Origin of the sequence: Streptomyces violaceorubidus (assembly GCF_000717995.1) — a bacterium.
Classification (GTDB): domain Bacteria; phylum Actinomycetota; class Actinomycetes; order Streptomycetales; family Streptomycetaceae; genus Streptomyces; species Streptomyces violaceorubidus.
This window is the reverse complement of the sequence record NZ_JODM01000035.1, coordinates 34498-55291: the sequence shown is the minus strand read 5'-3', so window position 1 is coordinate 55291 and position 20794 is coordinate 34498. Positions and strand designations below refer to the sequence as shown.

General features: G+C 73.0%; 18 protein-coding genes and 1 pseudogene. 10 read left to right on the top strand and 9 right to left on the bottom strand.

The window, feature by feature from the left end:
• Positions 1-110: 110 nt before the first annotated feature.
• Positions 111-1298 (bottom strand): CaiB/BaiF CoA transferase family protein, encoded by a 1188-nt coding sequence (locus IE94_RS0130095; RefSeq protein WP_030190491.1) that lies wholly within the window; start codon positions 1296-1298, stop codon positions 111-113.
• Between the two features lie 207 nt (positions 1299-1505).
• On the opposite strand from IE94_RS0130095, the gene IE94_RS0130090 reads away from it, so the two are divergent.
• Positions 1506-2696: a saccharopine dehydrogenase family protein gene (locus IE94_RS0130090; RefSeq protein ID WP_030190489.1), complete on the top strand. Its 1191-nt coding sequence runs from the start codon at positions 1506-1508 to the stop codon at positions 2694-2696.
• A gap of 74 nt (positions 2697-2770) precedes the next feature.
• Here the strand turns inward: IE94_RS0130090 and mmpA are convergent, their stop codons facing one another.
• Positions 2771-2917, bottom strand: a complete 147-nt coding sequence (gene mmpA / locus IE94_RS39570; protein ID WP_037923924.1) for a morphogenic membrane protein MmpA — start codon at positions 2915-2917, stop codon at positions 2771-2773.
• 165 nt (positions 2918-3082) lie between these two features.
• Here mmpA and IE94_RS0130080 point away from each other — a divergent pair, with 165 nt between their 5' ends.
• Positions 3083-3277 (top strand): hypothetical protein, encoded by a 195-nt coding sequence (locus IE94_RS0130080; RefSeq protein WP_030190486.1) that lies wholly within the window; start codon positions 3083-3085, stop codon positions 3275-3277.
• Here the strand turns inward: IE94_RS0130080 and IE94_RS0130075 are convergent.
• Positions 3265-3966 carry an endonuclease V gene (locus tag IE94_RS0130075; RefSeq protein WP_030190483.1) on the bottom strand — a complete coding sequence of 234 codons (702 nt, stop codon included), beginning with the start codon at positions 3964-3966 and terminating at the stop codon, positions 3265-3267. The genes IE94_RS0130080 and IE94_RS0130075 overlap by 13 nt on opposite strands.
• Before the next feature lie 42 nt (positions 3967-4008).
• Between IE94_RS0130075 and IE94_RS0130070 the strand changes: the two genes are divergently transcribed.
• Positions 4009-4308 (top strand): YciI family protein, encoded by a 300-nt coding sequence (locus tag IE94_RS0130070; protein ID WP_030190482.1) that lies wholly within the window; start codon positions 4009-4011, stop codon positions 4306-4308.
• A 192-nt stretch (positions 4309-4500) separates the two neighbouring features.
• Here IE94_RS0130070 and IE94_RS0130065 read toward each other — a convergent pair whose 3' ends face one another.
• Both IE94_RS0130065 and IE94_RS0130060 read right to left on the bottom strand, forming a co-directional pair.
• A complete protein-coding gene (locus IE94_RS0130065) occupies positions 4501-4830 on the bottom strand; it encodes a hypothetical protein (RefSeq protein WP_030190480.1) in 330 nt (109 codons plus the stop codon).
• A 72-nt stretch (positions 4831-4902) separates the two neighbouring features.
• Positions 4903-5949 carry a WD40/YVTN/BNR-like repeat-containing protein gene (locus IE94_RS0130060; RefSeq protein ID WP_030190478.1) on the bottom strand — a complete coding sequence of 349 codons (1047 nt, stop codon included), beginning with the start codon at positions 5947-5949 and terminating at the stop codon, positions 4903-4905.
• 327 nt (positions 5950-6276) lie between these two features.
• Between IE94_RS0130060 and ssgD the strand changes: the two genes are divergently transcribed.
• A complete protein-coding gene (gene ssgD / locus IE94_RS0130055) occupies positions 6277-6693 on the top strand; it encodes a spore wall synthesis regulator SsgD (RefSeq protein WP_030190476.1) in 417 nt (138 codons plus the stop codon).
• 33 nt (positions 6694-6726) lie between these two features.
• Here the strand turns inward: ssgD and IE94_RS0130050 are convergent, their stop codons facing one another.
• Positions 6727-7398 carry a GOLPH3/VPS74 family protein gene (locus tag IE94_RS0130050; protein WP_030190473.1) on the bottom strand — a complete coding sequence of 224 codons (672 nt, stop codon included), beginning with the start codon at positions 7396-7398 and terminating at the stop codon, positions 6727-6729.
• A 308-nt stretch (positions 7399-7706) separates the two neighbouring features.
• On the opposite strand from IE94_RS0130050, the gene IE94_RS0130045 reads away from it, so the two are divergent.
• The 3 genes and pseudogenes from IE94_RS0130045 to IE94_RS0130035 all read left to right on the top strand — a co-directional run bounded on the left by IE94_RS0130045 (position 7707) and on the right by IE94_RS0130035 (position 11591).
• The gene (locus tag IE94_RS0130045) at positions 7707-9485 is read left to right on the top strand and encodes an ABC-F family ATP-binding cassette domain-containing protein (RefSeq protein ID WP_280922736.1); all 1779 of its coding nucleotides are present in this window, start codon (positions 7707-7709) and stop codon (positions 9483-9485) included.
• Positions 9486-9600: 115 nt separating this feature from the next.
• Positions 9601-10409, top strand: a pseudogene (ddaH, locus tag IE94_RS36235) (dimethylargininase).
• Positions 10410-10616: 207 nt separating this feature from the next.
• Positions 10617-11591 carry an acyl-ACP desaturase gene (locus IE94_RS0130035; RefSeq protein ID WP_030190467.1) on the top strand — a complete coding sequence of 325 codons (975 nt, stop codon included), beginning with the start codon at positions 10617-10619 and terminating at the stop codon, positions 11589-11591.
• Between the two features lie 162 nt (positions 11592-11753).
• Here the strand turns inward: IE94_RS0130035 and IE94_RS0130030 are convergent, their stop codons facing one another.
• Complete coding sequence (locus tag IE94_RS0130030) at positions 11754-11999, bottom strand: WhiB family transcriptional regulator (RefSeq protein WP_051777744.1); 246 nt, start codon at positions 11997-11999, stop codon at positions 11754-11756.
• Between the two features lie 191 nt (positions 12000-12190).
• Between IE94_RS0130030 and IE94_RS0130025 the strand changes: the two genes are divergently transcribed.
• Complete coding sequence (locus IE94_RS0130025; RefSeq protein WP_030190462.1) at positions 12191-12976, top strand: VOC family protein; 786 nt, start codon at positions 12191-12193, stop codon at positions 12974-12976.
• A gap of 706 nt (positions 12977-13682) precedes the next feature.
• Here the strand turns inward: IE94_RS0130025 and IE94_RS0130020 are convergent.
• Positions 13683-14726 (bottom strand): LacI family DNA-binding transcriptional regulator, encoded by a 1044-nt coding sequence (locus tag IE94_RS0130020; RefSeq protein ID WP_030190460.1) that lies wholly within the window; start codon positions 14724-14726, stop codon positions 13683-13685.
• 119 nt (positions 14727-14845) lie between these two features.
• Positions 14846-15892 (bottom strand): multicopper oxidase domain-containing protein, encoded by a 1047-nt coding sequence (locus tag IE94_RS0130015; RefSeq protein ID WP_030190458.1) that lies wholly within the window; start codon positions 15890-15892, stop codon positions 14846-14848.
• A 200-nt stretch (positions 15893-16092) separates the two neighbouring features.
• Here IE94_RS0130015 and IE94_RS0130010 point away from each other — a divergent pair, with 200 nt between their 5' ends.
• Together IE94_RS0130010 and IE94_RS0130005 are read left to right on the top strand one after the other, a co-directional pair.
• Positions 16093-18570: a ThuA domain-containing protein gene (locus tag IE94_RS0130010; protein WP_209441097.1), complete on the top strand. Its 2478-nt coding sequence runs from the start codon at positions 16093-16095 to the stop codon at positions 18568-18570.
• A 14-nt stretch (positions 18571-18584) separates the two neighbouring features.
• Positions 18585-20783: an OmpL47-type beta-barrel domain-containing protein gene (locus IE94_RS0130005; protein WP_030190454.1), complete on the top strand. Its 2199-nt coding sequence runs from the start codon at positions 18585-18587 to the stop codon at positions 20781-20783.
• The last annotated feature ends 11 nt before the right edge of the window (positions 20784-20794 follow it).

Here is a 20794-nt window from a genome sequence, read left to right as displayed (position 1 = left end):
CACCAGGTCGATCGGCTTCGTGCCGTGCAGGGCGCCGTTCGCCTTGCCGCGTCCGCGCGGGGTGCGGATCGCGTCGTACACGTACGCTTCGGTGCTCACTGGCGGGCCTTTCACTGAGGGTTGTGGAGTGCGGGGTTCGGGAGGGGGGCCGGGGGCGGGGCCCAGCCGGGGGGCAGCCCCCAGTCGCGGACCACGGCCTCGGTGTCGGCGCCGGGCAGGGCGGGCCCGGTGCGGACGGCGGTGGGGGTCGCGGAGAAGCGGGGCGCGGGGGCCGGCTGGGTGAGGCCGTCGTGGTCGGTGAAGGTGGAGCGGGCGGCGAGGTGCGGGTGGTGCGGGGCCTCGCGCAGCGACAGGACGGGAGCCGTGCAGGCGTCGGAGTCCTCGAAGACCGCCGTCCACTCGTCGCGGGTCCGGGATCTGAACCGGGCGGCGACGGCCGCGCGCAGCTCGGGCCAGCGGGCCGGGTCGTCGCGGGCCGGTGCCAGGTCGGGGATGCCGAGCAGCCGCGTGAACTCGGCGTAGAACCGCGGCTCCAGGGCGCCGACCGCCATGTACCGGCCGTCGGCGGTCTCGTAGGTGCCGTAGAAGGGGCAGCCGCCGTCGAGGAGGTTGGCGCCGCGCCGGTCCTGCCAGCCCCCGGCGGCCAGCATGCCGTGGATCATCGCGGAGAGGTGGGCGGTGCCGTCGACGATGGCGGCGTCCACGACCTGCCCGGTGCCGGTCTCCCGCGCGTGGTGCAGCGCGGCGAGGACGCCGACGACCAGGTAGAGGGAGCCGCCCGCGTAGTCGCCGAGGAGGTTGGCGGGCACGGCCGGGGGCGCGTCGGGGGCGCCGATCATGCCCAGGGTGCCGGTGAGCGCGATGTACCCGATGTCGTGCCCGGCGCGCCGGGCGAGTGGGCCGTCCTGGCCCCAGCCGGTCATGCGGCCGTAGACGAGCGCCGGGTTGCGGGCGTGGCAGTCCCCGGGGCCGACGCCGAGGCGTTCGGCGACGCCGGGGCGGTAGCCCTCGATCAGGACGTCGGCGTGTTCGGCGAGGTCGAGGACGCGGGCCGGGCCGTCCGGCGCCTTGAGGTCGACGACCACGGAGCGCTTGTTGCGGTTGGTGACGTCGTGGGCGGGGTCGATACCGAGGCCGGGCCCGCCGGGACGGTCGACGCGCACGACGTCGGCGCCCAGGTCGGCCAGGAGCATGGCGGCGAAGGGTCCGGGTCCGATGCCGGCCAGTTCGACCACGCGCACACCGGCGAGCGGGCCGTCGGTGCCCGGCGTCCGCGTCGGCGTCTTCGCTTCCGACATCCAGCCCCCAGCTCTGTGACACAACCGATGTAACACCAGTGATGCTAAGAACGTGTTCCACTGGGCACAAGACCCGGACGAGCAAGCGCTTAGCCAAGTATGGTGCAGGCTCCTCTCCGGGCCCCGCGATCCTCACGCTAGCCTCAGCCACCGGCAACGGCGCGTGCTGCGGACCCAGGGGTTGCCGACGGGTGACGAAGGGATGTCATGAGCAGGCTGAAAGCGGCCGACCGGCCGTACGACATCGTGCTGTTCGGGGCGACGGGCTTCGTCGGCCAGTTGACGGCGGAGTACCTCGCCGCACACGCGCCGGACGGGCTGCGCTGGGCGATCGCCGGCCGCGGCGAGGAGAAGCTGCTCCGCCTGCGCGACCGGCTGACCGCCGCGGCCGACACCGCCGCCGACATCGGCGTACTGCTCGCGGACGTGTCCGACCCGGCCTCGCTGCGCGAACTCGCCGGGCACGCGCGCGTGGTGGCCACGACCGTCGGCCCCTACGTCCGCCACGGCGACGCGCTGGTCGCCGCGTGCGCGGACGCCGGCACGGACTACCTCGACCTGACCGGGGAGCCCGAGTTCGTGGACCTGGCGTACGTCCGGCACGACGCCCGCGCGCGGGAGACCGGCGCCCGCCTGGTGCACGCCTGCGGCTTCGACTCCGTCCCGCACGACCTCGGCGTGTACTTCACCGTGCGGCAGCTGCCGGAGGGGGTGCCGCTGACGGTGGACGGCTTCGTGCGGGTCGGTGCCACGTTCTCCGGCGGCACGCTCGCCTCCGCGCTGGGCCAGTTCGCGCGCGGGCGCGCGCTGCGGGCCGCCGCGTTGGAACGCAGGCGGCACGAGCCGCGTCTGGTGGGCCGCCGCGTGGTGACGCCCACCGGGACTCCGCGGTTCGCCCGGGAGGTGGGGGCGTGGGCGCTGCCGCTGCCGACCGTGGACGCGCAGATCGTGCGCCGGTCGGCGAAGGCCCTGGACCGCTACGGACCGGACTTCCGCTACCGCCACTACGCGGCCGTGCGACGGCTGCCCGTCGCGGTGGGCGGGGTGGCGGCCGTGGGCGCGCTGGTGGCGGCCGCCCAGGTGCCGCCCGCGCGGCGCCGGCTGTCCGGGCTGCTCGCGCCGGGCGAGGGACCGAGCGCCGAACGGCGGGCGAAGAGCTGGTTCTCGGTCCGCTTCGTCGGCGAGGGCGGTGGCCGGACGGTGTTCACCGAGGTCGCGGGCGGCGATCCCGGGTACGACGAGACGGCCAAGATGTTCGCCGAGGCGGCGCTCTGCCTCGCCCTCGACGCCCTGCCGCCGACGTCCGGGCAGGTCACGACAGCCGTGGCGATGGGCGACGCGCTCACCGAGCGGCTGCGGGCGGCGGGCATCGGCTTCCGGGTGGCCGCGACCCGCTGACGGACCGCTCGCAGAGGCGTCCGGCGGTCCAGCGGTCCGGCGGTCCGGCAGTCCGGCAGTCCGGCGGCAGCGCCCTAGCCGGACCACCCGACGATCGTGTAGAGCATCCCGCCGATCCAGGCCAGCCCCGCGCCCACCGCCAGCACCAGTCCGGCGACCACGGCCCGCTCGACGGGGCGGCCGGGCTCGGCCGAGTCCTTGGGTGCACGGTGTGTCGTCATGCATCCACCCTGCCGGGGCCCCGGCCGGCGGCCCATCCGTACGGATACTCAGATCCGCCTGAGCGCCCGTCACGGCCCACGCGGCGCCTTCCGGCGCCCTTCCGCGCGACCGGGCATCCTGCGCGGCGGAGTGCCGACACGCAGTTCCATGAAACCCTTGAAGGCATGAAGTTCCTTCTCGAAGTCACCATGGACGAGGGCGCTCTCGCCGAGGACCCCACGGGCGAGTTGCAGCGGATCCTGCGGTACTGGGGCGGCAACCTCAAGCACTACGCGCTGCGGCCCGGCGACGGCTCGCCGATCCACGACTCGGCGTACCAGGAGGTGGGGCGCTGGAGCATCGCGGATCAGACCGGGTAGGCGGCGTCCCGCAGGGCCGCGCGGCACAGGGCGTCGGCCCTGCGGGTGGTCTCCGGCAGCCGGTAGGCGGGCGTCAGGGCCAGGGTGTGGGCGCAGGCGTTGCCCAGGCCCACCCGGTGCCCGACCGAGACGAAGACCGGCTTCACGGCATCACGGGTGCGCACCGCACGCCCGACCTCCTCCGCGCCGGCGAGCAGCGGTGACGTACTGCCGCGCGGGGCGTCCGGGTCGTCGTACGTGAAGGTGAACGGGTTCTTGGCCACGCCGATCGTGGGCAGGCCGGTGAGGACGCCCAGGTGGCTCGCGAGGCCGAAGCGGCGCGGGTGGGCCAGGCCGTACCCGTCGCACACGACCAGGCCGGGCGGGCAGGGCAGCGCCTCCAGGGCGGCGAGCACGGTCGGGATCTCCCGGAAGGCGAGCAGGCCGGGCACGTAGGGGAAGGAGATCCGGCCGACGGCCGTGGCCTCGGCGACGACGGCGAGGGTCCCGGCGTCCAGCACGACGGCCGCCGCCGCGACGACGTCGCGTGCGTCGTCGTAGGCCACGTCCACGCCGGTGACCCGGCCGGTGCCGGGCGGGGGTCCGGGCTCGTCGAGCACCACGCGTGCGCGCAGTGCGTCCTGGACCGCGCGGGCCCGCTCCTCGGTCGTGGGCCAGTCGGCGGGGATCGGCACGGGCGCGGTCGTCATGGTGGCCGCAAGCCTAGCGGGGCCGGGAGTAGGCTCGCGATCATGTTCGTACTGGAGCTGTCCTACACCGCGCCGCTGGAAGCCGTGGACGCCCTGCTGGCGGAGCACGTGGCCTGGCTCGACGGACTCTACGAGCAGGGCGTCTTCCTGGCGTCCGGGCGCAAGGAGCCCCGCGACGGCGGCGTGATCCTCGCCGTCGCGGGGGACCGTGCGCGGATCGAGGAGATCACCGCGGGCGACCCGTTCGTCAGGGCGGGGGTGTGCGCGTACCGCGTCACCGAGTTCGTCGCCACGAAGACGGCGCCCGCGCTGGAGCGCTACCGGGAGACGCTCGAAGGTTAGGGGGTGTCGTTTGGATCTTGCCGGGTCGCGGGGTCTGGCACGCACATCTGCGGCGTTGTCGTCGGTTGCCAGGGCTCCGCCCTGTCGCCCTCCTCCGCCTTGCAGCTGCACGCACCAGACCCCGCTCGGGTCGGCAGCAAGGCACCGTCGCCCGGAGCCGGCCAGATCCCAACGACACCCCCTGGCCGCGGCTCACTTGCCCAGCGCCTGGCGCAGCTCGCCCTTGTTCATGCTCGAACGGCCGTGCACGTCACGGCGCTTGGCCTCCTGGTACAGCTGGTCGTAGGTGGGTCCCTGGGGCCCCTGCCGGTTCCCGGACCGCTGGCCGCCGCGCTTGCTCGGCGACTTGTCCTGCGTCGAGGTGCGGCTGGCGGTCTTCGACTCGCCGGACTGCGCGCGCTCCTTGTTCACCGTCCGCGCCGCGATCTCCTTGGCGCGGCCGGTGCTCTCGCCGCGGTCCTTCGCGCTCTTCTTGATGTGCTCGTACTGCCGCTCCCGCTTGGGGCTGGAACCGCTCGGCATGTCCGCTCACTTCCCTTCAGGTTCGGCGAACGGTTACCCACGTTACGGACAAACACCCCTGCCCGCCCGGCGTCAGCGCTCCAGCCGGGCGACCCGGCCCTGCTCGCCGGCCGCCCAACAGCCCAGGTCCGGGGTGCAGTCCACGGTGTCGTAGGACCCGGTGTCGACGGAGCGCCAGGTGTGGCCGCCGTCCGTGGTGAGGTCGGTGCCGGTGGGGCCGACGGCGAGGGCGGCGGTGCGGCTGTGCGGGAGCCAGGCGACGCCGGAGCGGTAGGCGGGCGGGGGCCGGTCGGCGGGGCGCCAGGTGCGGCCGGCGTCGGTGGTCCGGGCGGCGGCCCGCGGGGAGGGCTGCTCGGGGCGGTAGTCGCCGCCGGCGGCGAGGCCGTGGGCGCGGTCGCGGAAGGCGAGGGCGAAGACGCCGCGGGCGGGGTCGCCCGCCGGGACCGGCGCGTCGGTGGCCGTCCAGGTGAGCCCCCGGTCGGCGGAGTGCAGCACCCGCGCGCGTGCGGCCCCGCCGGTGGCCAGCCACACGTCCCTCGGCCCGGCGGAGACCAGGCACTGGCCACTGGCCGCGAACCCGGCCTCCCCGTCCTGCGCGGCGGGCATCCCCGCGTCGGGCAGCACCTTCCAGGAGCGGCCGCCGTCGCTGGTCGACAGGATGCGGAACCGCCCGTCCACCGGGTCGCTCATGGCAAGGCCGTGACGGCGGTCGAAGAAGGTGAGGCAGTCGTAGAAGGCCCGCGCGTCGGTGTTGCGGAAGGACTCGGTCCAGCTCGCCCCGCCGTCGTCGGTGCGGTAGACGCGGGACGCCTCGCCCTCGCCGATGGACAGGGCCACGGCCCGGCGGGCGTCGAAGGCCTCGATGTCCCGGAACTCCAGCGCACCGGCGCCGGAGGGGGAGACGTCGCGCCAGGTGTCGCCGCCGTCGGTGGTGCGCAGGACCGTGCCGCCGCTGCCGGCCACCCAGGCGGTGTGCCGGCTGACGGCGGCCAGCCCCCGGAAGCGGACGTCCCAGACCCCGGTGTCCTTCACGTCCCACTGCGGCCGCTGGTGCGCCTGGGCGGGTACGGCGGTCAGCGCGGCCAGCGCCGCCGCGCAGACCGCACCGGCGAGCGCCACCCGTCCCGGGCGCCCGCCGCCGGCTCGAAGGGACCGTACCGTGCGTCGCGTGCTTCCCAAGCGCCTCATGGCGGGCGAAGCTAGCCCACGGCCCGCGCGCCGTCCAGAGGGCCGCGACCGCTCACCCGGGTGGTGCGGGTGTGCCGCACATGCCCCTCGGGGCACGGGAGGAGAGGCGTGTCACTCGTGGGCGCTCCCGGGCATGAACGCGGTGACAGAGGTCACTCGCTCGTCGTGTGCACGGATGGGCTGATTCCGACGTCTCTTCCAGTGCCCGGCCCGCACCACCCGCGCAAGCCCGTCCAGCCGTCACGAGGGAGCAAGGCGTTGTCCACCGTCATCGAGCAGCCCGTCGAGGCGCGTCTCGTCGCCGCCGCGCCGCGTATGCCGAGCATTCCCGCCACCCTGCACTACGACCGCGCCGACCCGTTCGCCGTCCGCATGACCTTCCCGGCCCCGGCCACCCTGGAGGGCGTGGAGGTCTGCTGGACCTTCTCCCGCGAGCTGCTCATCGCCGGGATGCGGGAGCCGAACGGCCACGGGGACGTCCGGGTCCGCCCGTACGGGTACGACCGCACCGTCCTGGAGTTCCACGCGCCCGAGGGCACCGCCGTGGTCCACGTCCGCTCGGGCGAGCTGCGCCGGTTCCTGCACGCCGCCGGCGAGCTGGTGCCGGTGGGGCTGGAGCACCTCCAGCTGGACCTGGACCACGACCTGGCGGAGCTGATGCGCGGGAGCTGCTGACCCTCTCCCGGCTCCCGCGGTGGCGGACGGCGCTCAGCCGCGCGCGGACGCCGGTGCCCGTGCGCCCTCGTCGCCCACCGCGTCCCACACCTCACGCACGACCTGCCGCATGCCGGGTGCCGCACTCGCGCACCGCCGGGTCAGCGCCGCGATCCGGTCCCGTCCGCGCACCCCGCCCACCGGGTCCGAGGGAAGGCCCAGTCCGGCGGCGGCCGACAGCACGGCCAGGGCCGCGTTCCGCTCGGCGACCTCACCGGCCGGCCGCGGCCCCCGAAGGACGTCGTGCGCCTCCTCGCGCAGCGCCCGCGCCGCGGCGGCCCGCGCGAGCGCGTACTCCACGGACGGGAACACGCCGAGTACGCGCTTCTTCTCGGCGCGCAGGTACCCCTCGGCCACCAGCTGCTCCCGCACGGCGTCGAAGGTGACCCGGGCGTGCAGCCGCACCCAGGCGCGCCACCGGTGGGGCAGCGACTCGCGCACGAGCTCCAGCAGCCCGTCGAGGGCGGCGTCCCCGGTGCGGGAGTCCAGGTCGGCGGGGGTGGCGATGCCGTCGTCGTCGACGAGCAGACCGCGCTGGGCCAGTTCGGTGAGCGCACCGGCGCGCACCAGGTGGTGGGCCCGGGCGGTGTCGGCGGCGGTGGACCCCTCGGGGTCCCAGGCCAGCAGGCAGAGCCGGGCCGGCAGTGAGAGCGAGCCGTTGGGCACGGGGCCTCCTCGGGTTCCGCGTAAATGCGTTGACGGGCCAACGGGTCTTGTCTAGGTTCGTCCTCGCTTCTGTTGCCGCCGATTGGAGAAGGACGTTGCTCGTCTGAGGTCCTGAGACACCGCTTCACACGCATGCCACGTGTGGACGCCGCGTGCGACCTCGACGTCCCAGCCGTCCCAGCCGTCCCGGCCTCCTGACGGAGCAGGGCTTCTTCGTGCCCTCCCCCCCGGTCCGACGTCGGCCGCCCGCTTCCGGTGTCTCGATACGCGTTTGCCCCTGACCGCTTCGAGCAACCGCGGAGACCCCTATGTCATCTTCCCCCGCTTCCCTCACCTGCACCTCCCTGTCCTTCGCCTGGCCCGACGGCACCGCCGTCTTCGAAGGACTCGACGTCGCCTTCGGCCCCGGCAGGACCGGGCTCGTCGGCGTCAACGGAGCCGGCAAGTCGACCCTGTTGAAACTGATCGCCGGGCGGCTCACGCCGGCCGACGGCACCGTCCGCGTGTCCGGCGAGGTCGGTTACCTGCCGCAGAACGTCACGCTGGACACCGCGCTGCGGGTCGACGAGGCCCTCGGCATCGACAAACGGCGGGCGGCGCTGCACGCCATCGAGGCGGGTGACGTGGGCGAGGCGCACTTCGAGACCGTCGGCGACGACTGGGACGTCGAGGAACGCGCCCTCGCCACGCTCGGCGAACTGGGCCTGGGCCACATCGGCCTCGACCGCACCGTCGGGGAGGTCTCGGGCGGGGAGTCGGTACTGCTGCGGCTGGCCGCGCTGCTGCTGCGCAGGCCCGACGTCCTGCTCCTGGACGAGCCCACCAACAACCTCGACGTGTACGCCCGCGGGCGGCTGTACGCGGCCGTCGAGTCCTGGCCGGGGGTGCTGGTCGTGGTCAGCCACGACCGCGAGCTGCTGGACCGCGTCGACCAGATCGCCGACCTGCGGTCCGGCTCGGTCACCTGGTACGGCGGCAACCTCACGGCGTACGAGGAGGCACTGGCCGTGGAGCAGGAGGCGGCCGAGCGCATGGTGCGGGTCGCCGAGTCGGACCTGCGCAGACAGAAGCGCGAACTCGCCGACGCCCAGGTCGTGCTGGCCCGGCGCAGGCGCTACGGGCAGAAGATGTACGACACCAAGCGCGAGCCCCGGGCGGTGATGAAGCTGCGCGCCCGCACGGCCCAGCAGTCCGCGGGCAAGTACCGCGTCATGCACGAGGAGAAGCTCGCCGAGGCCAAGGAGCGGCTGGACGACGCGGTGGAGGCCGTGCGGGACGACGACGAGATCCGCGTCGACCTGCCGTACACGGCCGTACCGCCGGGCCGGACCGTGCTCACCCTGCGCGACCTGGAACTGGCCCACGGCGCCCGGGTAAGGGGCGGACTCGATCTGCACGGCCCCGAGCGGATCGCGCTGGTGGGGCGCAACGGCGCGGGCAAGACCACGCTGCTGCGCACCGTCGCCGGGGAGCTGGCGCCGGTGGCGGGCGAGGCGACGGCGCACGTGCCGCTGCGGTTCCTGCCGCAGCGCCTCGACGTCCTGGACGGCGAGCTGAGCGTCGCGCAGAACGTGGCCCGGTTCGCGCCGGGTGCCACCAACAACCGGATCCGGGCGCGGCTGGCACGCTTCCTGTTCCGGGGCGCCCGCGCCGACCAGCAGGCGGCCACGCTGTCCGGCGGCGAGCGCTTCCGGGCGGCGCTGGCGGCGCTGATGCTGGCCGAGCCCGCGCCGCAGTTGCTGATGCTGGACGAGCCGACCAACAACCTGGACATGGCGAGCGTTAGGCAGCTCACCAGCGCGCTGGAGGGGTACGAGGGGGCGCTGATCGTGGCCAGCCACGACCTGTCGTTCCTGCGGTCGCTGGGCATCACGCGCTGGCTGCTGTTCGAGGAGGGAGAGCTGAGGGAGATCACTCCGGAGGCCGTCGGGTATCCCGCCCAGCGTCCTCAGGACCGCCCTCCGCTCGGTGCCGCGGGTGCTGAGGGCGCCGCGGGCGCCGCGGGCGCCGCGGGCGCCGCGGGTGCTGATCCGGGTGATCTCCCAAGGCACGCCGCGGCGCGTCTCAGGAGGGCTACGAGGGGCTGACGGGGGTTCCGTCCGCACAGGTCCGCGCTGCATGATGGCGAACCGGCGCCGCGTCACGACGCCCCTCCCCCGGCGCCCGACACGCGCCGGTCCACGCTGATACGAAAGGTCCCGCGTGCCCAGCAAGAAGGCCCTCGTCCGCCGCCCCGGCCCCAGGCTCGCCGAGGGGCTGGTGACGCACGTCGAGCGGGAGACGGTCGACCACGACCTGGCCCTCGAACAGTGGCACGCCTATGTCGAGGCGCTCGGAGAGCACGGCTGGGAGACGCTGGAGGTGGACCCGGCGGACGACTGCCCGGACTCCGTCTTCGTCGAGGACGCGGTCGTCATGTACCGCAACGTCGCGCTGATCACGCGACCCGGCGCCGAGTCGCGGCGCGCGGAGACGGCCGGCGTCGAGGAGGCCGTGGCCCGGCTCGGCTGCTCGGTCAACTGGGTCTGGGAGCCGGGCACCCTGGACGGCGGCGACGTCCTGAAGATCGGCGACACGATCTACGTGGGCCGTGGTTGGGGGTATCTCCCACGCCTTTCGGGCAGTGGGGGAGTACCAACGCGGCCGGGGTCCAGCAGGTGCGGGCGGCGTTCGAGCCGCTGGGCGCCCGGGTGGTCGCGGTGCCCGTGAGCAAGGTGCTGCACCTGAAGTCGGCGGTCACCGCGCTGCCGGACGGGACGGTGCTCGGGCACATCCCGATGACGGACGCGCCCTCGCTCTTCCCCCGGTTCCTGCCGGTGCCGGAGCCGTCGGGGGCGCACGTGGTGCTGCTCGGCGGGAGCAAGCTGCTGATGGCGGCGAGCGCGCCGAAGACGGCGGACCTGCTCGCCGACCTCGGTCACGAGCCGGTGCTAGTCGACATCGGGGAGTTCGAGAAGCTGGAGGGCTGTGTGACGTGCCTCTCGGTCCGGCTGCGGGGGCTCTACGCCTGAGCACACCGCGCCGCGGGTCCGTACGGCCCCGGACCTGCGGGTCTCGGGGCCTTGGCGGATGCCGCCGGACGGTGGCTGATCAGCGACCTTTACAGTGCGTTTAACCTACGCTCTCGTAACCTACGGTTTCGTAGCCTACGATCCCGTAGGTTCCCGGCACCGCTCGCCGGCCGCACCGTACCGTCGCACGTCCCCCTGGAGTTATTCGTGACGATCGTCTCCCCGCACCTCGGCACTTCCGCAGAATGGACCGACGCCCGGCTGCTGTACGCGCTGGAGGAAGTGGTCGAGAAGGAACTCAACCGGCATCTGCAGGTCGCCAAGGACTGGATGCCGCACGAGTACGTGCCGTGGAGCGACGGCCGGAACTTCCCGGGGATCTTCGAGGACGGCGAGGCCTGGGAGAAGGAGCAGTCCAAGGTCACCGAGATCGGCCGGATCGCCCTCGTGGTGAACCTCCTGACGGAGGACAACCTCCCCAGCTACCACCACGAGATCGCCAGCCTCTTCGGCCGCGACGGCGCCTGGGGCACCTGGGTGCACCGCTGGACCGCCGAGGAGGGCCGGCACGGCATCGTGATGCGCGACTACCTGCTCGCCTCGCGCGCGGTCGACCCGGACAAGCTGGAGCAGTTCCGCATGGCCCACATGAGCGAGGGCTTCGAGTCGGACAACCGGCACTCGATGCTGCACTCGGTGGCCTACGTGGCCTTCCAGGAGCTGGCCACCCGCATCTCGCACCGCAACACGGGCCACCAGTCCGGCGACCCGGTCTGCGACCGCATGCTGGCCCGCATCGCGACCGACGAGAACCTGCACATGGTCTTCTACCGGAACCTGCTCAAGGCCGCCTTCGAGCTGGCACCCGACCTGACGATGCAGGCGGTGCGCGACGTGGTCGTCAACTTCCGGATGCCCGGTCACGGCATGCCGGGCTTCGAGCGGGCCGCAGCGCAGATGGCGATCGGCGAGGTCTACAACCTGCGCATCCACCACGACGACGTGATCCAGCCCGTGCTGCGCTTCCTGAAGGTCATGGAGATCGACGGCCTGGGCCCCGACGGGCAGGCGGCCCAGGAGGAGCTCGGGCTGTACATGGGCGGGCTGGACGCCGAGGCCGCCAAGTTCGACGAGAAGCTGGCGGCGCGCAAGGCCCGGATGGCGGCCCGCGCGGCGGGCTGACCGCACCCCGGCCACCGCACGCCCTTCAGCCGCCCCCGCCCCCTCGCGCTTCCTGCCGCGCGGGGGCGGGGGCGGGGGCGTTCGAGGCCCGTCGTCTCCTCCCCGGCCGCGTCGTCTCCGTGCGTTGCCGCGGGCGCCGCGGATGTGACTCGGGCGCGTGGCTCAGGGCGCCGCGCGTCGCAGGGCCAGCCGCTCCTTCTCCGACAGGCCGCCCCAGACCCCGAAGCGCTCGTCGTTGCTCAGCGCGAATTCCAGGCAGGTCGAGCGGATCGGACACAGGGCGCAGATCCGCTTCGCGTCCCGTACGGAGCTGCCGGGCTCGGGGAAGAAGAAGTCTCCCCCGGTCTGCGCGCACAACGCCCCCTCCTGCCAGCTGAGGTCGGGCGTCGCGGTCGTCTCGATGTGCATGCGCAGCAGCGTGCCGGGCGGCGAAAAACGTTCGATCAACGCGGCATCAACGCCGCGCGCCCGCCACCCCCGGCCCATCGGATCGTCCTCCGCCGGGCACGGCGGTGCACGGCGGCGCGCGGAAGCGGTTGTCAGTGGTCGGTGGAAGACTCGACAGAGCAGGCAACGGGACTCTTCCAAGGAGGGCGATCATGCTCACCACCCGTTTCGTCACCGGCGCTCCGAACTGGCTCGACGTCGGCTCCTCCGACCTGGACGGCGCCACGTCCTTCTACGGCGGCCTGTTCGGCTGGCGGTTCCGGTCTGCGGGGCCGGAGGCCGGCGGCTACGGCTTCTTCGAGCTGGACGGCCGGATCGTGGCCGGCGGCATGGGGACGACGCCGGAGCAGGGCCCGCCGTCCTGGACCGTGTACTTCCAGGCCCCGGACGCCCGGGCCGCCGCCAAGGCCTCCGAGGAGGCGCACGGTGGTGTCCTCGTGCAGCCGACGGACGTCATGGACCAGGGCACGATGGCGATCCTCGCCGACCGGTCCGGGGTGCCGTTCGGCCTCTGGCAGCCCGCGCGGCGCGCCGGACTCGACGTGGCCGGCGAGACGGGCGCGCTGTGCTGGGTCGAGCTGCACACGGCGGACATCGCTGCCGCCGCCGCGTACTACCGTGCGGTGCTCGGCCTGGAGACCTCCGCCGTCTCCTTCCCCGGCGGCAGCTACACCTGCGTCAATCCGGCCGGAGAGGGCGAGGACGCGATGTTCGGCGGCATCGTCCCGCTGGTCGAGGACCCGGCGGACACGGACGCCGGGTGGCTGCCGTACTTCGCGGTCGACGACGCGGACACCGCGGTCGCCCGGACCACGGAGCTGGGCGGCACGGTGCGGGCGCCCGCCGCGGACATCGAGGGCGTCGGCCGCATCGCCCACCTCGCCGACCCGTACGGCGCCCGGTTCGCCGTGCTCAGGCCGGCACCGCGCCAGGGATAGGACGGGGGGGCGCGTCCGGCGCCCCTCCTCACGCAGCGGCTTGGACCGCGGGGCCGGCACCCGGATCGCAAGGCCCGGCACTGGGATCGCGGGGTCGGCATCCCGGTCTCAAGGCCCCGGCACTGGGATCGCGGGGCCCGGCACGCGGATCCCGGCAGCGCCCCGCGTGCGGAGGCGACCCGTCACCGGCCCCGTCCGGACGACGGGGCCCACACGGTGACGCGGTGTGCCGTAGCGGCCCGGCCGACACCCGCGCCTCGCGCACCGCGCCGAGAAGCTCCGGCGGCTGCTCCCGGTCCCGGCCGCCGGGGCAGCCCCGGCACGCCGGACGGCGCGGGGCACGCCCCGCGTACGCAAGCCGTCCCTGCCCCCGTGCCCGTACGGGGCCCGGGCAGCCGATTCGCGCCGCCCCCTCACCCTCACCCGGCGCAGGCGCAGGACGCGAAGGGGCCCCGGCCGCCCGCCCACGATGGACGGCCGCCCGCACACAGGACACCGACGCGCCCGCCGGGCTCACACGGCACCGCGACCGGCTCAGGCCGTGGCGCGGTGGACCAGGGTCGTCCGCCGATCCGCGTCGGCCACCCCCCTCACCCGGCGCGGGCGCAGGACGCGAAAGGGCCCCGGCCGCCCGCCCACGATGGACGGCCGCCCGGCACACGGGACACCGACGCGCCCGCCGGGCTCACGCGGCACCGCGACCGGCTCAGGCCGTGGCGCGGTGGACCAGGGTCGTCGGGAGGACCACGCCGGGCGGAGTGGCGGCCGGGGGCTCCGCGTCGGCGGCCGTACCGCGGTCCAGGCCGCGCAGCAGCAGGCGGGCCATCAGCCGGCCCATGCCCTCGATGTCCTGGCGGACGGTGGTCAGCGGCGGGTCGGTCTCCTCGGCGACGGGCAGCATGTCGTCGAAGCCCACCACGGCCACGTCGTCCGGCACCCGCCGCCCCCGCTCGCGCAGCACCCGCAGGGCGCCCGCCGCTGTGAGGTCGTTGGCCGCGAACACGGCGTCCAGGCCGGGGTGCCGGTCGAGCAGTTCCCGCATCGCCCGCTCGCCCCCGCCCGAGGTGAAGTCACCCCGCGCGATCAGCCCCGGGTCGGCGCCCGCCCGGACGTCGCGGAAGCCCTGGAGCCGGTCCGCGGCGGAGGTCTGGTCGAGCGGGCCGGTGATGTGCGCGATGCGGGTGCGGCCGAGCCCCGCCAGGTGGTGGACGGCGGAACGGGCGCCGCCGCGGTTGTCGCTGTCCACGTAGACCACGTCGTCCCGCCCGTCGTCCCAGTCGGGGCGCCCGCCGAACACGGTCGGCACCCCGGCGCTGCGGACCAGGCCGGGCAGCGGGTCGTGCAGGTGCAGGGAGAAGACGAGGGCGCCGTCGACGTGCCCGCCGGCCAGGTACCGCCCGACCCGGGCGTGGTCCTCGCGGCCCTCGGTGAGCAGCAGCACCAACTGGTTGTCGTGGGCCGTCAGTTCCTTGCTGATGCCCCGCAGTTGCTGGGCGAAGTAGGGGTCGGCGAAGACCCGTGTCTCCGGTTCCGCGGCGACGACGGCGACGGCCTGGTGCCGCCGGGTCACCAGGGAGCGGGCGGCCTGGTTGGGCACGTATCCGAGTTCCTCCACCGCGCGCCGGACCCGCTCGGCCAGCGCGTCCCGCACCCCGTGGGCGCCGTTGACCACGCGGGACACGGTGGCCCGGGAGACCCCGGCGCGCTCGGCCACGGCCTCGAGTGTGGGGCGCGGCGCGGTCTCGGTCACGGGCGACTCCTCCTCGGCGGCTGCGGCACAGGATAGCGGCAGGCCGTGGCCGGGGAGGGCGTGCTCCCGGGGTGCGGAGCGTGCTGGTGCGGAGGCGGAGCCCCGGGGCAGGGGTCGGCTCAGTGCGCGTGCCGGTGTTCCTGCTCCGGTGCCTCGGCGGCCGGTGCCCCGCTCTGCCCACTCGCCCCGCTCTTCGCGGCCGTTCCGCCGTGGTCGTGGGGTTCGTACCCGGGGATCGTGCCGTCCGGCTTCTTCACCAGGAACAGGCCCACCATGCCCATGTCGGAGTGGCTCTGCACGTGGCAGTGGTACATCCACGCCCCCGCGCCGACCCCCTCCCCCGCGATGATCTGGAAGCCGAAGGAGTCCGCCGGGCCGGTGATCTTGTTGTCGATGACCCGGCTCGGGTCGTCGGGCCCGGTGAGCAGGCCGGTGCGGTTGTCCGCCCAGCGGTGACCGTGCATGTGGAAGGTGTGGTAGTACTCGCCGTGCGTGATCATGACGATCTCGACGCGGTCGCCCACGGTGGCCTCGAAGTCGGGACCGGTGTGCGGCTTGCGGTTGTTGATAGTCATGTCGTTGAAGACGATCGTGTGCGTGGCGTCCGGCAGCACGTCGCCCTTGCGGCGCACGATCACGGGGCCGTACAGGCCCTTGCGGATGCCCCCGGTGCCGTGTTCGGTTCCGACGACGTGGTCGTGGTAGTGCCAGTAGCCCGCGCTGCCCGGCCGCCAGGTGCCGTCCTCGCGGCGTCCGGGTTTGTGGGTGCGCCAGGTGTAGGTGCGGGTGCCGCCGGGCTCGACGTCGCTCTTGTTCATCGCGGTGCCGTCGCTGGAGATCTCGTAGTCCAGGCCGTGGACGTGCAGGCTGGCTCGTACGTCCGTGGTGTTGGTGAACTCGATGTGCACCGTGTCGCCCTCGTTGAGCTCGATCAGCGGGCCCGGGACGGTGGCCTTGCCCTTCTCGAAGCCGTAGCCCATCTGTCCGTCCGCCAGCGTCTCGGCGTACATCGTGAGGTGTCTCACCTCGCCCCCGGCCGGCGCCGTCCCCGCGGTGACCGCCTGGGCCCCGGGGGCCGCACCCGCGACCTCCGGGGCGATGGACAACGATGTCGCGGCGGCCGCGCCGCCCAGCAGTACCCGTCGGTTGAAGCCTCGCCTGTCCATGCCGAACTCCCCACGCCGATACGGAATGTGCGCAGACCCAGGACCTGAGTGGCTGTGATGAGCCTGTGGGACCGTACCGGCTGCCGCCGCGTTTATCCACACTCAGGACAAAGTTCGTTCGATCCCGGTCATACCTATTGGCGTACCGCGCAAAGAGGTCTAGCTTCCTTGGCGCTGCTGCCGTGACCGAGGAGGTGCCCATGCCCTTAAGAGGGTTGAGCGCGAGAAGAAGAGGCTGGACGGCGTGCGCCACCGCCGCTTTCGTCGCCGCGGGACTGCTGGCTGGCCCTGCCGCCAGCGCACGTCCGGCGCCGGATCCATCCCTGACAACGATGTCGATCAAGTCGCCGCCAGGCGGCGCCAACGTACGGGTGCTGATCTTCTACGGCTCCGCCGCGGCGGGCGACGAGTCACTGGTGGTGAACGCCGGGATCGCGGCCATCGAGCGGATCGGTCTCTCCGGCCCCGCCAAGGAGCAGTTCGCGGTCGAGGCCACGGACAACGCCAACGTCTTCACCAACGAGAAGAAGCTCGGCCGTTTCAACGCGGTCGTCTTCCTGACCGGTGGCGGCGACGTTCTGACGCCCGATCAGGAGGCGGGTCTGGAGGCGTACATGGAGGCCGGCGGCGGGTTCGTCGGCATCCACGACGCGGCCCGCGCGGAGCCGTACTCGGACTGGTTCACCGGTCTGGTCGGCGCCCGCCCGGCCGCCGGCTCCCCGGCCAGGGTCCAGCGGGCCACGGTCGAGGTCGGTGACCGGCAACATCCGGCCACCAAGGACCTGCCGCTGGAGTGGAAGCGCCCCGACGAGTGGCTGAACTGGCAGAAGAACCCGTCCGGCGAGGTCCACACCGTGGCCCGGGTGCGCGAGTCGACGTACGCGCCCGGGACGAGCGCCAACGGGGCGGACCACCCGGTCAGCTGGTGCCGGGACTACGACGGCGGCCGGTCGTTCTACACCGGCATGGGCGGCACGGTCTCGTCGTACGACGAGACCGACTTCCGCACCCATCTGCGCGGCGCCCTGCTGTGGACGACCCGCCTGTCGCAGGCCGACTGCAAGGCCACGATCAACGCCAACTACAAGGCCGAACGCCTCACCGACCCCAACCAGCCCGGCCAGAACGACCAGATCGGCGAACCGCACGGCCTGGTCACCGCCCCCGACGGCCGCGTCTTCTACATCGGCCGCGGCGGCACGGACTCCTCCCACCCCGTGGTGACCGACTGGAACGACCCGAACGTCGGCAAGGGCACGGGCGAGATCCACGTCTGGGACCCGAAGACCGACAAGGTCACCCTCGCCGGTGCGCTGACCGTCTTCGGCAACAAGGGCGGCGGCGACGAGCTGACCAAGGTCGAGGAGGGCCTGCTCGGCATCGAACTGGACCCGGCGTTCGAGGAGAACGGGTGGGTGTACCTGCACTACACCCCGCACTCCCGGATCAACCGGGACACCCACATGGCCGAGCGGCGGGTCTCCCGCTTCACCCTCGACAAGGCGACCGACAAGCTGGACCTGGGCAGCGAGAAGGTGCTGCTGAAGTGGCCGGTGCAGATCCACAGCTGCTGCCACGCGGGCGGCGGAATGGCCTGGGACTCCAAGGGGAACCTGTACATCGCCACCGGTGACAACAACTCCAGTGGCTTCAGCGACGGTTACTCCGGAAACAACCCGCAGCCGAACTTCAAGGGCGTGTCCTTCGCCGACGCGCGCCGCACCGCGGGCAACACCAACAACCTCAACGGCAAGATCCTGCGCATCCACCCGGAGCCGGACGGGACCTACACGCTCCCGGAGGGCAATCTCTTCACCGGCAAGGAGACCGCCGAGGGCGGTGGCAAGACGCGCGGCGAGATCTACGTGATGGGTGTGCGCAACCCGGCGCGCATCTCCGTCGACAAGAAGACCGACACCCTGTACGCGGGCTGGGTCGGCCCGGACGCCGGTGCTCCGTCGACCACGTGGGGTCCGGCCAAGTACGACACGTTCGCCACCATCACCAAGGCGAGCAACCGTGGCTGGCCGTACTGCATGGGCAACAAGCAGCCGTACCGGGACCGGAACCTGCCGGACCCGTCGAAGCCGCTGGGCTGGTACGACTGCGACCACCCGAAGAACGAGTCGCCGAACAACGACGGCCTGGTCAACCTGCCGCCGGTCACCGGCAACAACATCTGGTACTCGCCGCAGGGCGGCGGCCCCGACTTCCCGCGCGACGAGAACGGCATCCCGTCGTACAAGCAGGACGAGGCCGTCTACCGGCTGCCCTGGCTCAAGGGCGGCGGCCAGGCCGCGATGAACGGCCCGGTCTACCGCTACGACGCGGACAGCTCCAGCGACACCAAGTGGCCGGCGTACTGGGACGGCAAGTGGTTCGTCGGTGACTTCTACGACGCCGACCAGCCGCGCAACGCGGTGCTGATGGACCCGAAGACGCAGGGCGACGGCGGTCTGCCGGTGCACTCGGAGTCCCTGAAGAAGATCGTGCCGGTCGGCAACGACGGCATCAAGAACCTGATGGGCTGGAAGTTCGGCCCGGACGGCGCGCTGTACGTCCTCGACTACGGCCGCGGCTTCTTCACCTCGGACTCCAAGTCGGCCCTGTGGCGGGTCACCTACAAGGGCGGCGGCCCGACGCCGGCCGTCGGACAGCTGGCGAGGGGGACCGAGTGATACGCCAACGAAGAATGTGGGCCGCGCTGCTGGCCGGCCTGCTGATGATGCTCGGGCTGCAGGCGACCTCCGCCTCCGGACAGCCCGCCGCGGCACCCACCGCGGCGGCCGCCGACCAGGTGCTGACCTGGACCGCGGGCGACGACATCACCCGGTACACGTCCGCGCCCCAGACGGCGGTGGCCGGTCCGGCCACGATCGTCTTCGAGAACAGTGAGGCCACCGGCAACACCACCGGCATGCCGCACACGCTGACGTTCATGACCAGCGATCCCGAGTACAACCAGGACGTGCAGCTGAACATCCTGGCCAACCCGAACGACGACCAGGGCGGCAGGCACACCGCCGAGGTCACCCTGACGCCCGGCAGGTACATGTACCACTGCACGATCCCGGGCCACGGCCAGATGACGGGCGTGCTCGTGGTCACCGAGGGCGGTGGCGGCGAGGACACCACTGCGCCGGCGACCTCGGCCGAGGTGGGCGGCACGCAGAACGCCGACGGCGCGTACGTCGGTTCCGCGAGCGTGAGCATCGCCGCCACCGACGAGGGCGGCTCGGGCGTGGAGCGCATCGAGTACGCGATCGGTGCCGACGGTGCCTGGCAGCCGTACACCACGCCGGTCGTCGTCGACCAGGTCGGTGAACACATGGTGCGCTACCGGGCGTTCGACAAGGCGGGCAACGCCACCGAGGAGAAGAGCGTCACGTTCGCCGTGGCCGCCCCGGACACCGACGACACGACGGCGCCGGAGACCTCGGCGACGGTCAGCGGGGAGAGGGACCCCGACGACCCCGAGGGTGCCTACATCGACATGGCGACGGTGACCGTCACCGCCTCCGACACCGGTTCCGGCGTCAACACCATCGAGTACGCGGTCGGCGACGGCGCCTGGACGGCGTACACGGGGCCGGTCATGGTGCACGCGGTCGGCGAGCACACCGTGCGCTACCGGGCCACCGACAAGGCGGGCAACGTCGCCGCGGAGAAGAGCGTCGCCTTCAGGGTGGTCGCCGCTCCTCCGCAGGACACCACCCCGCCGGTGACCGGCGCGACCGTGGACGGCACCAAGAACTCCGACGGCGCCTACGTCGGCAGCGCGAAGGTGACCGTGAACGCCACGGACGAGGGCGGTTCCGGTGTCGCCGCTGTGGAGTACTCGCTGGACGCCGGGCCCTACCTGGCGTACACCGGCCCGGTGGTCGTGGACCGGGTGGGCCGCCACACGGTGGCGTACCGGGCGAGCGACAAGGCGGGCAACACCTCCGAGCCGCTGAGCGTGAGCTTCTCGGTGGTCTCCGGCGGGGTGCCCGCGCCGCCCTGCCCGGAGTACGACGAGCGCCTCACGGTGATCGTCGGCACGGTCGACTCGGGGGTGCCGAACCGGGTCACCAACAACCGGTGCCGGATCAACGAGTTGATCGAGGACGAGAAGGAGTGGACGTCCCAGGCCCTCTTCCTCAAGCACGTGGACCACGTCCTCGACGCGCTGCGGACGGAGGGGGTCGTCGACGGGCGCGAGGTCAGGGCGATCAAGAAGGCCGCCAAGCAGTCGAAGATCGGGCTGCCCGGCCAGACCGAGGGCTACCGCACGATCATGGACGGCAGCCAGGAGTCCTTCGCCCGGTGGGAGCAGGTGGGCGGCGGTTCGTTCGGGCTGAACCCGGACGGGTCGATCACGTCCAGCACCAGCACGCCCGGCATGGGCATGCTGTGGTTCCCCGAGCGCACGTACGGCGACTTCTCGCTGAAGCTCCAGTGGCGGGACGATGCGGCGGGCACCACGAACACCAACGGCGGCGTCTTCGTGCGCTTCCCGCAGGTGCACGACCACCCGGAGGAGACGCGTCCGGAGTGGGTCGCCATCAAGTACGGGCACGAGATCCAGGTGTTCGACAGCCCGACCGGCGACATGTACAAGTCCGGCTCGGTCTACGGCTTCGACCGGGTCGGCCTGGCCGGCGCGGGCGTGACCGAGAAGGGCACCTGGAACGACTACGAGATCCGGGTGGTGGACCAGCACTACTCGATCTACCGCAACGGCGTGCTGATCAACGAGTTCGACAACGTCGGCGGCCAGACCTTCTACCCCGAGCGCTCGGACGACCCCGGCACCGACGGGCGGCGGTTCGCCTCCGGCTACATCGGACTCCAGGTGCACAGCACCTCGGACGTGGTCTCGTACCGCGACGTCCGGATCAAGGACCTGTGACCGTCCGGCGG